This window comes from Luteimonas sp. A478 (genome assembly GCF_054052025.1).
Genome location: NZ_JBSVRF010000006.1, coordinates 1 through 13,479 on the forward strand (window position 1 = coordinate 1; position 13,479 = coordinate 13,479).

Consider the following 13,479-nt stretch of genomic DNA (forward strand, 5'->3'; position numbering starts at 1 on the left):
CCCCCCCCCCCCCCCCCCCCCCCCCCCCCCCCCCCCCCCCCCCCCCCCCCCCCCCCCCCCCCCCCCCCCCCCCCCCCCCCCCCCCCCCGCCCGATGGTCACACCGCGTCGGAGAGCGAGGTGAAGGTGAAGTCTCGCAGCCGCATCGGCGGCAGCATCATCGACATCCAGCCCTCCCCCACGCGCACCGGCCGGCCCAGCTCATCGATGTTGTTGAGCATGATCACCGGCGATTCATTGAAGCGGAAGTTCTTGATCGGGTAGCGGATCTGCCCATCCTCGATGTAGAACGTGCCGTCGCGGGTCAGGCCGGTCAGCAGCACGGTCTGCGGATCCACCATGCGGATGTACCAGGTGCGGGTGACCAGCACGCCGCGGTCGGTACCGGCGATCAGCTCGGCGGTCGACTTGTCACCCCCGGACATGATCAGGTTGCCGGGGCTGCCCGTGGCCCGCTGGCCCTGCTGCTGGGCCCAGTAGCGCGAATAGTTCAACGCCGCGACCTTGCCGTTCTCGATGATCGGCATGCGCTCGCGCGGCATGCCCTCGTTGTCCCACGGCATGACCGGCACGTCTTCGTTCCACGGATCGGCAATCACATTCACGCGCGGATCAAACAGCTGCTCGCCCAGGCGGTTGCCGCCGCCGCGTTTGGACAGGAAGCTGCGGCCCTCGTCGGCGGTACGGGCGTCGAAGAAGCGCATCATGAAAGACACCAGCCCGGCGACCGCCGCCGGCTCCAGGATCACGGTGTACTTGCCCGGCTCCAGCGCGCGCGCGCCGGCCGAGGAGGCGGCCTTGCGCATCGCCACGGCCACGTCGCGGCCGGCGTCGAAGTCGCCGGCATGGCGCATGTTGCGGCCCACCCAGCCCGAACCCTGCCCGTCTTCGGTACGCACGGTGCAGGTGTAGTCGAAGCTGGTCCCGCGCTGGTAGCCGAAGTTGCCGTTGCTGTTTGCGAACGCGGTGAAGCTCTGGCCGTCTTCCAGGAAGCCCGCCGCCACCAGGCTCTGGGCCCGGGAAGGCGCAATGGAATCAGCCGCCACGCTGGCGCGGAACTCCGGGGTGATTGCCGCGGTGGATTCGCTGAAGGTCGGGCTCGGACGATACTGCTGCGGCCCGATCGCCGGCATGAACTCGGCGTTCTCCGGCGCCAACCGCGCGAGGTCCTCGGCCCGGCGCACCACGCGCTCAAGGGCTTCATCGCTGAACTCATTAATGGTGGCCGTGCCCACGCGTTTGCCGAACGCCACCTGCACGCTCAGCTCGGCGTTGGCGACTTCGCCACTGGTGGACACGCTGTTGCGGGCGAAGCGGATATTGCCCTCGACCGAGCCACGCAGGGTGGCGGTGCACTCGTCGGCCGTGGACAGGCCTACGACCTTGTCGAGGATGGCGCGGGCCTGCTCTTCGGTGAAGATGGTCATGTTGTGGAAGTCTCCTTGGTGCCGATCAGCCGAGCGAGCGGGCGGTATTGATCACGTTGATGCCGTCGAAGCGGGCGGTGGACGAGCCGTGTGAGACGGCCGAGACCTGCGAAGGCTGGCCCTTGCCGTCAAAGAACGAGCCGCCCAGGCGGTAATCACTTTCGTCACAGATCGCGCTGCAGGCGTTCCAGAATTCCGGCGTGCGGATCTGGTAGGCCACGTCCTCGATCATGCCGGTGATCTCGCCGTTCTTGATTTCATAGAACAGCTGCCCGCCGAACTGCGCGTTGTAGCGCTGCTGGTCGATCGAGAACGAGCCGTCGCCGATGATGTAGATGCCGTTCTCGACGTCCTTGATCATGTCGGCCACGGACAGCTTGTTCCGTCCGGGCGCCATCGACACGTTGGGCATGCGCTGGAACTGCACGGTCGACCACGAGTCGGCGTAGCAGCAGCCGTCGGATTCGGTCTTGCCGAGGATGTGGGCCTGGTCGCGGATGGCCTGGTAATCGACCAGGATGCCGTCGCGGATCAGGTCCCAGCGCTTGCACTTCACGCCTTCGTCGTCATAGGCCACCGCGCCGAGGCTGCCGGGCTGGGTCTTGTCAGCGAAGATGGTTACCAGGTCGCTGCCGTAGCGGAAGGCTTCCTCGCGCTTGTCCAGGGTGGCGAAGCTGGTGCCGGCGTAGTTGGCTTCATAGCCGAGCACGCGGTCGAGCTCCAGCGGATGGCCGACCGACTCGTGGATGGTGAGCCAGGTGTGCGAGGGGTCGAGCACCAGGTCGTAACGGCCCGGTTCGACCGAAGGCGCGGACAGCTTCTCCTGCGCCTGCTTTGCGGCAGCCACCGCGTCCTCGACCATATCGTAGGAGTGGCCGTAGTTGACCACGCCGTTGGGCGAAACGAATTTCTGCGCGGGGTCGGCATCGAAATACTCGTAGCCCAGCCCCATCGGCGCGGACAGCCCGGACCGGGTGCGGAACTTGCCGCTGTCCTTGTCGATCGCGGTCACCGTCATCGGTGCCCAGATCCGGTGCACATCCTGGTCGACGTAGGAGCCGTCGGTGCTGGCGAAGTACTTCTGCTCATTGACCGCGAACAGGGTGGAATTGACGAAGCTGGCACCGGCGCCCATCGCCGCGGCGTTGACGCCCAGCAGCAGGTCCACCTTTTCCTTGACCGGCACTTCCATGGCGTTGCGCTGGATCGGCGTGCGCCAGTTCACCTCGCCCACTCCCTGTACCGGGGCCAGTTGCACCGGCTCGCTCTGGATGCGGGCGTTGGCCTTGGCAATCGCCGTGGCCTGGCGCGCGGCACCGGCTACGGCGTCGGGACTGATGTCGTTGGTGGCGGCAAAGCCCCAGGCACCGTCGGCAATCACCCGCACGCCCACGCCGGTGGATTCGGCGTTGACCACGTTCTGGACCTTGTCCTCGCGGGTCATGACGAACTGGCGCAGGTAGCGGCCGATGCGTACGTCGCAGTAGCTGGCGCCTGCGCCGGTGGCGGCCTGCAGGGCGGTATCGGCGAGCCGCTTCTTGATCGCGGGATCCAGGACGGTCATCAGCTCATCGGCGGCAACGGCCTTGCCAAGCCACGATGGCAGGACCAGCCCACCCAGTCCGAGGCCGCTCAGGGCCAGGAAGTCACGTCTGTCCAAGACAGGTCTCCAGTGCTGGATCGTTGCCGCGCACGGCTCATGACGATCGGGATGGGAGGGAGCGAATTGATGGCGTGACGCATGGCGTCAAGCTGCATCGATTCTTGCGGTCGGGTGGTTGAGCGTCAAATGACTTTTGGCATGGGGAGGACTTCCGGCATATCTCCTGACACCTCCCCTTGGCCTCATCCCAGGCTGCGCGCGGTGTTGATCACGTTGATCCCGTCAAACCGCGTGGTCGAGGAACCATGCGACACCGCCGACACCTGCGAAGGCTGGCCCTTGCCGTCGAAGAACGAGCCGCCCAGGCGGAAATCCCGCTCATCGCAGATCGCGCTGCAGGCATTCCAGAACTCCGGCGTGCGGATCTGGTAGGCCACGTCTTCGAGCATCCGCGTGACCTCCCCGTTCTTGATCTCGTAGTACAGCTGCCCGCCGAACTGCGCGTTGTAGCGCTGCTGGTCGATCGAATACGAGCCGCGACCGTGGATCCAGATGCCGTCCTCCACGTCCGCGATCATCTCCGCCACCGTCAGCGGCTCCCTGCCCGGCGCCAGCGACACGTTGGGCATGCGCTGGAACTGCACCGTCGACCACGAATCCGCATAGCTGCAGCCGTCGGATTCGTCCTTGCCGAGGATGTGGGCCTGATCACGGGTGGCCTGATAGTCAACCAGCATCCCGTCCTTCACCAGGTCCCAGCGCTTGCACTTCACGCCCTCATCGTCATAGGCCACCGCGCCGAGGCTGCCGGGCTGGGTCTTGTCGGCGAAGAAGTTCACCCGCTCGCTGCCGTACTTCAAACCTTCCCGCATGCGCTCCAGGGTGGCGAAGCTGGTGCCGGCGTAGTTGGCCTCGTAGCCGAGCACCCGATCCAGCTCCAGCGGGTGGCCCACGTTCTCGTGGATGGTGAGGAACAGGTGGCTCGGGTCGAGCACCAGGTCATACCTGCCCGGCTCCACAGACGGGGCGGACAGTTTCTCGCGCGCCTGCCTGGCCGCTGCCACCGCGTCTTCGCGCATGTCGTAGGAGGTGCCGTAGGCGACCACGCCGCCGGGCAGCTCGATGCGCCCGGCCGGGTCGGCGTCCAGGTATTCGTAGCCCAGCCCCATCGGCGCCGACAGTCCATCGCGGGTGCGGAACTTGCCGCTGACCTTGTCCACCGCGGTGACTGTGAACGGTGCCCAGATCCGGTGCACATCCTGGTCGATATAGGAGCCGTCGGTGCTGGCGAAGTACTTCTGCTCGTTGACCGCGAACATGCGCGAACTGACGAAGTCGGCGCCGGCGTTGATCGCGTCGGCATTCACGCCAAGCAGCAGCTCCACCTTTTCCTCCACCGGCACTTCCATCGCGTTGCGTGCGATCGGCGTGCGCCAGCTCACTTCGCCGACCCCACGCACCGGTGCCAGCTGCACGGGTTCGGTCTGGATCCTGGCGTTGGCGCGGGCGATCGCGGTGGCCTGGCGGGCAGCCTGCACCACGGCTTGCGGAGTCAGTTCTCTGGTGGCGGCAAAGCCCCAGGCGCCGTTGGCGATCACGCGCACGCCAACGCCGGTGGACTCCTCGTTGACCACGTTCTCGACCCGGTCTTCGCGGGTCATCACGAACTGGCGCAGATAGCGGCCGATGCGCACATCGCAGTAGCTGGCGCCACCGCCGGTGGCCGCTTCCAGCGCGGCGTCCGCCAGCTGGCGTTTGAGGCCAGGATCCAGCGCCAGCATCAGCTCTTCGGCGGCGATGGCACGGCCAACGAAGGGCGGCAGCACCAGGGCGCCGATGCCAAGCCCACCCAGGGTCAGGAAATCACGTCGATGCAAATCCGCTCTCCGTCGTCACAGTCGATCGAGCCTGCACGTTGCCGCGGCGGTGCGCATGGGTCAAACGGCATGGAGGCACGGCCGAATGGACTTGCCCCGGCCCCCGCGGGAAGATGAAGACAGGCTCCAATGTGATGAAAAACCAGGAATGAGCAACAAACCGATCCAGGCATTCGACGGTCCCGCCGGCGGCTGGCAGTCGCTTCGCAGCGTGGCGGCACACCTTCGCAAGGAGGATGTGGCGGTCAAGGGCGCGAAGACCCTGCTGTCGATGAACCAGCCGGACGGCTTTGACTGCCCCGGCTGCGCCTGGCCAGACCGCGACCACACCTCCACCTTCGAGTTCTGCGAGAACGGCGCCAAGGCGGTAGCGGCCGAGTCCACGCGCCATCGCGCCGGGCCGGAGCTGTTCGCCAGATATACGGTGGCAGAGCTGTCCGGCTACAGCGATCACTGGCTGGAAGGCCAGGGCCGTCTGACCACCCCCATGCGCTATGACGCCAGCAGCGACCGCTACCTGCCGATCGCCTGGGATGATGCTTTCGCCCTTGTATCAGGGCACCTCAACGGACTGGACTCGCCCGACGAGGCGGTGTTCTACACCTCGGGCCGCACCAGCAACGAAGCCGCCTTCCTGTATCAGCTGTTCGTACGCGAGTTCGGCACCAACAACTTCCCCGATTGCTCCAACATGTGCCACGAGCCTTCCGGCGTTGCCATGGGCGAGCAGATCGGCGTCGGCAAGGGCACGGTGTCGCTGCAGGATTTCGAACAGGCCGATGCGATCTTCATCTTCGGCCAGAACCCGGGCACCAACCATCCGCGCATGCTGGGAGAACTGCGCGATGCGGCGAAACGCGGCGCGGCCATCGTGTCGTTCAACCCGCTGCGCGAGCGCGGACTGGAGCGTTTCGCCGATCCCAAGGACACGGTCGAGATGCTGCGCGGCGGCTCCACCCGGATCTCATCGGACTACCTGCAGCTGAAGATCGGCGGCGACCTGGCAGCGCTGAAGGGCATCATCAAGCATGTGCTGGAGCGTGACGCCGAGGCGCTGGAGAGCGGACGGCCTTCGCTGCTGGACCGGGAGTTCATCCACACCCACACCAGCGGCTTCGAGGCCTTCGCCGCCGATGTTGCGGCAGAGTCCTGGGACACCATCGTCGCCGAGTCGGGGCTGGAGGAATCTCAACTGCGCCGGGTGGGCGATATCTGGCTGGGCGCGAAGCGGCTGATCTGCTGCTGGGGCATGGGCATCACCCAGCACCTGCACTCGGTGGCCACGATCCAGATGATCTGCAACCTGCTGCTGCTCGGCGGCCACATCGGCCGAACGGGCGCCGGCGCCTGTCCAGTGCGCGGGCACAGCAACGTGCAGGGCGACCGCACCATGATGATCTGGGAGAAGCCGCCGCAGGCGTTCCTGGACCGGCTGCAGCAGGTGTTCGGCTTCCAGCCTCCGCGCGAGCCCGGCTACGACACCATCGGTGCGATCGAGGCCATGCGCGACGGTCGGGCGAAGGTGTTCTTCGCCATGGGCGGAAACTTCGCCGCGGCCACGCCGGATACCACCGCCACCCATCGGGCGCTGCGCAACTGTGCGCTGACCGTGCACGTGGCCACCAAGCTCAACCGCAGCCATCTCGTGCACGGGCGCGAAGCGCTGATCCTGCCGTGTCTTGGTCGCACCGAGATCGACATGCAGGCCGCGGGCCCGCAGCAGGTGACGGTGGAAGATTCGATGAGCATGGTCCACCTGTCGGGCGGCATCAACGCGCCAGCCGATCCGGGCCTGCTGTCGGAGCCCGCCATCGTTGCGCGCCTGGCCGAGGCCACGCTGGGACCACGCAGCAAAGTGCGCTGGCGCTGGCTGGCGGAGGATTACGACCGCATCCGCAACCTGATTGCCAAGGTGTTCGACGATTTCCACGACTTCAACGCAAGGGTGCGCGTGCCCGGCGGCTTCCGCCTGTCCAACGGCGCGCGCGACCGGCGCTGGAACACAGCTGATGGCCGGGCGACGTTCAAGGCCCACCGCGTACCGGTCAACACGCCGATACACCGGGCCCGCAGCAGCCACGCCGGGCAGCGTGTGTTCGTGCTCAGCACGGTGCGTTCGCACGACCAGTACAACACCACTGTCTACGGGCTTGATGACCGCTACCGCGGCGTGCACGGGGAGCGGCGGGTGCTGTTCGCCCATGCCGATGACATTGCAGCCTTGGGCATGGCAGCCGGTGACCGGGTGGACATGGAAAGCCTGGCCGCAGACGGCGTGCAGCGCATGGCCAGGGGCTTCCTGCTGGTCCCCTATGACATCCCGCGCGGCTGCCTGGCGGCCTATTACCCGGAAACCAACGCGCTGGTGCCGCTGTCCAGCTTCGCCGAGCACGCTCGCACGCCCACTTCCAAATCAATCCCGGTGATGGTGCATCCGCACCGCCCTGATCCACTCGCCAAGGGGCCGAGCCAGCGTGACATCCCCGCAGCTGTCATTGGCTGAGGCGCTGCTGGCCGAGCTGGCCCGGCACCCGGAAGGCATCGCTCTGCCACGCCTGCGCAAGCGCCTGGATGCACGCATGAGCCTGCTCATGCGCACCCTCGCGTGGCTGGGGGAAGACAGCATTGGCGGGGTGGAAGGTGCCGGCCTGGTCCGGATCGAGCGTCGCGGCGACAACGAAGTCGCCCTGCTCACCGACCGTGGCCACGCAGCCATCCACCCTCCCCCGTAGGAGCGCGCCATGCGCGCGAAACCGCGTGAACTCCAGCGACCAGGAGAGGCTTCGGCCCCTGCGCCGTCACCGGAGATTCGCCCCGATGATGCATGTCACGCGGCTTCGCGCGCATGGCGCGCTCCTACAAGGGGGGGGCCCGAAGGGCCGCGGCGCTTCGCCGCGGCGGGTCCGGTCAGTAGCCGACCAGGTACGGGTTGAAGCCGCCGCGTACGAACTCGGTGTCCTTCATCAGCACGTCCAGGCCCAGGCTGCCGACGTCATCGGCCACCGGATCCAGACTGGCGTTTTTCACCTGATACAGGATCTTCACCCAGCGGTTGCACTCCCGGCAGGTCTCTGCCTTGACCGTGGCATCAATCGTTTCCACGGAGCGGTAGCGGACGTCCTTGTTCGAGCCACAGCACAGGCATTTGACCCGCACCTCGTTCCACTGCGTGGCGCAGCCGGCGCAGGTGGCATAGCGGATGCTTTCGATCCCCTGCGCTCCCATCACCGACGAAGTGACCGGCCGGCCGCCGCAGGCGGGACAGATCCCGGTGCTGACCGGTACCAGCGCATCCACATCCAGCGTGGCCGCCAGCCGGGCGAGATGCACCTGCACCGCGGCCGCGGCGAACAGATGCGGCGCGGTGGCGTCGACCGGAATATCGTCACCAATCACGTTGGACAGCAGCCACAGCCGCTGCTCCACATCGGCCGTGCGCACGGCCTCCAGCGCCTGCCGCGCCTCGTCCGGCATCTCCAGCCCGCCGGCCTCTTCAACCAAAGCCTGGAGCACCGCATCCAGCGCAGGATCAGCAGCCAGCTTTTCCCGGTCGATTGGCGGCATCGCGCCGTCGGCGGCCTTGGCCAGCCGCTCCGGAGCCAGCGGCTCGACCGGCGGCAGGGTCACCACCAGCCGCGCCTGCAGGCGGGAGATCTCGGCCAGGAAACGCAGGTACGGCGCCAGCTCGTTGCTTTCGGCAAGGAATGCGAACCGTTTCGCGCGGGTCTGGAACAGCTTGACCGGCTCGGGCAGGAAAGCCAGCGGCGGCTTTGGTACGCCGCCGATCATTGAAGGATCCGGCTTCAGCGCGTCTTCCACCTTGTCGTTCACAGGCGCTCCGAGCCGTCGGACTTGCGTCCGCCGGCCAGCTCCCGCAGCCACTTGCGATGGTGGCGGAAGGCCCAGCCACCGGTCACGGTGCCGCGGGTCATCGCGCGGATGGTTCCGCGAGTCCAGATGGCCGCATAGACATGGGCGATGAAGAGCAGCAGCAAAAGGATCGCCGCTACCGCGTGCACCGCTACCGCCACCCGGCGTAGCGGGATCGAGAACAGGTGTGCGGTGTACTGCTCCCAGATCACGACCCCGGTCACCACCATGGCCAGGATCAGGAAGGCCATGCCCCAGAACACCAGCTTCTGCCCGGCGTTGTACTTGCCCAGCTCTGGCAGGGCCGCCTCGTTGGCCTTGAGCACATCACCGATCTTCCGGCTCCATTCAACGTCGTCCCGACTTGGCAGGTTGAGCCGCCACATCTGCACGAACATTCCCAGGAAGCTCAACGTCAGCACCAGGCCCACGATCGGGTGCAGCCAGCGCGTGGTCTGGCCGCCTCCGAACAGGTTGGTCAGGCCGTACAGCGAAGGATGGAAGAAGGCGAAGCCCGACAGCAACAGCACGATCATGCAGACCGCGGTCAGCCAGTGGTTGGCCCGGGTGAAGCCACGGTACCGGTTGACCACGACGGGGCGGCTGGATTCAATCCTGTCGCCGGGCGCGGAATAGACGCGATTGTCACTCATGGTGCCCGCCTCCCGTCGTCATCGTGGCTGTCAACCAGCTGCTGTGCCTGCTCTTCTTCCTCGGCGCTGACCTTGTTGGCACGCGCCACCAGGCCGTGCAGCGCGGCGCCGACCAGGGCCACGCCCGCCGCCACCAGCCCCACTTCCTTGGCCGGGCCCTTCCAACCGGCTACCACCGGGGAAATCCTGGGATCATCCGGCAACCCCGCATAGATCGAGGGTTTGTCGGCGTGGTGCAGCACGTACATCACGTGGGTGCCGCCCACTCCCTGCGGATCGTAGAGACCGGCGTTTTCGTAGCCGCGCGACTTGAGGTCGGTGATGCGCTCTTGTGCAAACGCAACCTGCTCGTCCTTGGGCCCGAAGGTGATGCACTCCGTCGGGCAGGCCTTGGCACAGGCCGGCCCCTGCCCCACCGCAACGCGGTCGGAGCACAGCGTGCACTTGGTCGACACCTGTGCGGTCTTGTGGATGCGCGGGATGTCGAACGGGCAGCCGGCCACGCAGTAGCCGCAGCCGATGCAGTTCTCGGAAATGAAATCGACGATGCCGTTCGAGTACTGCACGATCGCCCCGGGGGCCGGGCATGCCTTCAGGCAGCCTGGATCCTCGCAGTGCATGCAGCCGTCCTTACGGATCAGCCACTCCAGGTCACCGCTGTCGGGGTTCTCGTATTCGGTGAACCGCATCAGCGTGTACATGTCCGGCGTGAGGTCGTGGGGGTTGTCGTAGACGCCCACGTTCTCCTCGAGCTCCGGCTCCAGGTCGTTCCACTCGACGCAGGCTGCCTGGCAGGCCTTGCAGCCAATGCACCTGGACACATCGATCAGCTTGGCCACCTTGGTCAGCTGCCGCTCCGGTGGAGGAAGGTCGGCCGTGGCCGACGATCTCACCATGTCGCTGGGCAGCAGGTTGGAAGCCATCGGCTGCACCGGCGGATTGGCCGCCGCCGTCACCGGCTGGGGAGCGCGTTGGTTGCTCATGCCGGCACCTCCTGATCCGCGGCCCGTTCGATGTTGACCAGGTACGCCTTGAACTCCGGGGTTTCGATGTTGGCATCGCCAACGAACGGGCCCAGCGTGTTCGAGCCGAAGCCCTTGCGTGCCGCGCCCTTGAAGCCCCAGTGGATCGGGATGCCGACGATGTGCACCGGCTTGCCGTCACACACCAGCGGCTGGATCCGCTTGGTCACCACTGCCTTGGCCCATATCTGTCCGCGCGAGGACCACACCCGGACCCGATCGCCCTTGGTGATGCCGCGCTCCGCCGCCAGCTGTTCGCTGATCTCGACGAAGAATTCGGGCTGCATCACCGCGTTGGTGTGGTTGTGCTTGGTCCAGTAATGGAAGTGCTCGGTCAGGCGGTACGACGTGGCCACGAACGGGAACTCGTCGCTGGACCCGAGGCCGGCCAGGTCATCCGGGAAGATCCGGGCCACCGGGTTGCCGCGCATCTTGCGGTTGAACGGGTTCTCCACGGGGCTCTCGAACGGCTCCATGTGGGTCGGGAACGGCCCGTCGCGCATCAGCCTGCGGCTGAAGAAGCGGCTGGTGCCTTCCGGGTTCATGATGAACGGACCGACTTCGCGTGGATTGGCCGTCAGGCCGATGTCGGGCACGTCCGCCCCCACCCAGCGTTCGCCGTTCCACTCCACGATGACCCGTTCCGGATCCCACGGCCGGCCGTCCAGATCGCAGGAGGCGCGGTTGTACAGGGTCCGGCGGTTGGCCGGCCAGGCGAACGACCAGTTGGCGTGCACGCCCATGCCGCTGGGATCGCTGTTGTCGCGGCGGGCCATCATGTTGCCCTCCTCAGTCCAGCAACCGGTGTAGACCCAGCAGGCGGCCGCAGTGCTGCCGTCGTCGCGCAGCTCGCCGAAGCTGGACAGCTGCTCGCCATTGCGTGGGCCGCCTTCCAGGTCCACCAGCGCCTTGCCGTTGAGCTCCCGGGCGAGTTCGGCCGCGGTCGGATGCAACGGATCGGCGTAGTCCCAGGTGAGGTTGAGGATCGGCTCGGGCACCTTGCCGCCCTCCTGCTCATACAGCTTGCGCACCCGCTGGAAGATGTTGGCCATGATCCAGTTGTCGGTCTGGGCCTGCCCCGGCGGGCTCGCCCCCGGCCAGTGCCACTGCAGCCAGCGGCCCGAGCTCACGGTCGCGCCCTCGTCCTCGGCGAAACACGTGGTCGGCAGTTCCAGCACTTCGGTCTGGATGGAAGCCGTGTCGACATCGTTGTAGATGCCGTGGTTCTCCCAGAACGCAGCCGTCTCGGTTTCCAGCGGATCCATCACCACCAGCAGTTTGAGCTTGGCGAACGCCTCGGTCATCTTGCCGCGGTTGGGGAAAGCGAGGATCGGGTTGAAGCCCTGGCAGAAGTAGATGTTGACCTGGTCATTCTTGAGCATGTCGAACATCTTCATCGCGTCATACTGCGCGATGTCCAGCTTGGGCAGCCAGTCATAGCCCCAGCCGTTTTCCGCAGTAGCCGCATCGCCCCACATCGACTTCATGAAACTGACGAAGAACTTGTTGTAGTTCTGCCAGTAGCTCGTCTGGTTGGGACGCAGCGGCTTGTTGCCACGGGTGGAAATGTAGGACTCGAAGTCCAGCTCGCTCTCGGTCGGGATCGCCAGGTAACCGGGGATCAGGTTCGACATCAGGCCGATGTCGGTCAGTCCCTGGATGTTGGAGTGCCCGCGCAGCGCGTTCATGCCGCCGCCAGGAACGCCGATATTGCCCAGCAGCAGCTGCAGCATGGCCATGCCGCGGATGTTCTGTGAACCCTTGGAATGCTGGGTCCAGCCGAGTGCGTACATCGACGTCATCGTCTTCGTCGGGGAAGACGTTTCGCCGATCATCTCGCAGATCGTCAGGAACTTTTCCTTCGGCGTACCGCAGAGGTTCTCCACGAACTCCGGCGTGTACACGTCAACGTGCTGGCGCATCAGGTTCCAGACGCACCGCGGGTTGTCGAGCGACGGATCGGTCAGCACATAGCCGTCGTCACCGATCTGGTACTCCCAGCTCTCCTGGTCGTAGCGGCGGTTCTCTTCGTCATAGCCGGTGAACAGGCCTTCGTGCCAGCCGAAGTCCTCCCGCACCAGGTAGGACGCGTTGGTGTAGTTGTTGACGTAATCCCACTGGATCTTGTCGTTTTCCATGCACCAGCGGATCACCCCCATCAGGAAGGCGATATCCGAGCCCGGCCGGATCGGGGCGTAATAGTCGGCCACCGACGCGGAACGGTTGAAGCGGGGATCGACCACGATCAACTTCGCGCCACGCTTGCGCTTGGCTTCGGTCACCCACTTGAAACCGCAGGGATGAGCTTCGGCGGCATTGCCGCCCATGATGATTACGAGGTCGGTATTGGCGATGTCCGTCCAAGAGTTGGTCATCGCACCACGGCCAAACGTCGGGCCCAGACTGGACACCGTGGGGCCGTGTCAAACCCTCGCTTGGTTGTCGAACCCGACGATACCCATCGAGCGGACAGCCTTGTAGGTCAGCCACGCTGTTTCATTGGTGGTCGCGGACGCGGCCAGGAAGCCGGTGGTCGTCCAGCGGTTGACGGTGACTCCGTCCTCGTTGCGTTCAATGAGGTTGGCGTCGCGGTCGTCCTTCACGGTACGGGCGATCTTGTCGAGCGCCTCGTCCCAGGAGATTTCCTCGAACCGGTCCGAGCCCGGGCGGCGGATGCGCGGGTGGGTCAGGCGGCTTTCCGACTTCACGTAGGACTTGAGCGCCGCGCCCTTCGGGCACAGGGTGCCGCGGTTGACCGGGTGGTCGGCGTCGCCCTCGATGTGGAGCAGGTCGGCGTGCTCGCCGGCGTTCAGGTCGCCTCGCGAGTACATGATGACTCCGCACGCCACTGAACAGTAGGTGCAGATGTTGCGGGTTTCGGTGGTGGTGGCCAGTTTGAACTCGCGCACATGGGCGGTAGTGGCGGCTTCTGCCGCACCAAAACCCATGGCACCGAGCGTACTGGCTGCCGCCCCCGCGCCTGCGAGCTTCAGGAAGCCGCGGCGGGACAGTTCGACAGTCATTTCTT

General features: G+C 66.1%; 9 protein-coding genes. 2 read left to right on the forward strand and 7 right to left on the reverse strand.

Annotated elements, in window-relative coordinates; all coding sequences use genetic code 11:
* Nucleotides 1-97: 97 nt before the first annotated feature.
* From ACW7G3_RS11755 to ACW7G3_RS11765, 3 genes are all read right to left on the reverse strand, one after another.
* Nucleotides 98-1,426 carry a TldD/PmbA family protein gene (locus ACW7G3_RS11755; protein WP_456982937.1) on the reverse strand — a complete coding sequence of 443 codons (1,329 nt, stop codon included), beginning with the start codon at nt 1,424-1,426 and terminating at the stop codon, nt 98-100.
* A 25-nt stretch (nt 1,427-1,451) separates the two neighbouring features.
* Nucleotides 1,452-3,086 (reverse strand): TldD/PmbA family protein, encoded by a 1,635-nt coding sequence (locus tag ACW7G3_RS11760; protein ID WP_456982939.1) that lies wholly within the window; start codon nt 3,084-3,086, stop codon nt 1,452-1,454.
* Between the two features lie 185 nt (nt 3,087-3,271).
* Complete coding sequence (locus ACW7G3_RS11765) at nt 3,272-4,906, reverse strand: TldD/PmbA family protein (RefSeq protein WP_456982940.1); 1,635 nt, start codon at nt 4,904-4,906, stop codon at nt 3,272-3,274.
* Between the two features lie 148 nt (nt 4,907-5,054).
* On the opposite strand from ACW7G3_RS11765, the gene ACW7G3_RS11770 reads away from it, so the two are divergent.
* Nucleotides 5,055-7,409 (forward strand): FdhF/YdeP family oxidoreductase, encoded by a 2,355-nt coding sequence (locus ACW7G3_RS11770; protein ID WP_456982942.1) that lies wholly within the window; start codon nt 5,055-5,057, stop codon nt 7,407-7,409.
* Nucleotides 7,381-7,638, forward strand: a complete 258-nt coding sequence (locus tag ACW7G3_RS11775) for a hypothetical protein (protein WP_456982943.1) — start codon at nt 7,381-7,383, stop codon at nt 7,636-7,638. The genes ACW7G3_RS11770 and ACW7G3_RS11775 overlap by 29 nt, the downstream gene beginning before the upstream one ends.
* A 175-nt stretch (nt 7,639-7,813) precedes the next feature.
* On the opposite strand, the gene fdhE is transcribed toward ACW7G3_RS11775, so the two are convergent.
* Genes fdhE through fdnG form a run of 4 tightly spaced genes read right to left on the reverse strand, consistent with a single transcriptional unit; the run spans nt 7,814 to nt 13,474 of the window.
* Nucleotides 7,814-8,737, reverse strand: a complete 924-nt coding sequence (gene fdhE / locus ACW7G3_RS11780; RefSeq protein WP_456982944.1) for a formate dehydrogenase accessory protein FdhE — start codon at nt 8,735-8,737, stop codon at nt 7,814-7,816.
* Entirely contained in the window at nt 8,734-9,429 is a 696-nt protein-coding gene (locus ACW7G3_RS11785; protein ID WP_456974912.1) for a formate dehydrogenase subunit gamma, read from the reverse strand. Before ACW7G3_RS11785 ends, fdhE begins: the two co-directional genes overlap by 4 nt.
* Nucleotides 9,426-10,352, reverse strand: coding sequence for a formate dehydrogenase subunit beta (gene fdxH, locus ACW7G3_RS11790; protein WP_456983135.1), 927 nt, complete (start codon nt 10,350-10,352; stop codon nt 9,426-9,428). Before fdxH ends, ACW7G3_RS11785 begins: the two co-directional genes overlap by 4 nt.
* A gap of 56 nt (nt 10,353-10,408) precedes the next feature.
* Nucleotides 10,409-13,474 (reverse strand): formate dehydrogenase-N subunit alpha, encoded by a 3,066-nt coding sequence (gene fdnG, locus ACW7G3_RS11795; protein WP_456982946.1) that lies wholly within the window; start codon nt 13,472-13,474, stop codon nt 10,409-10,411.
* Between the last annotated feature and the right edge of the window lie 5 nt (nt 13,475-13,479).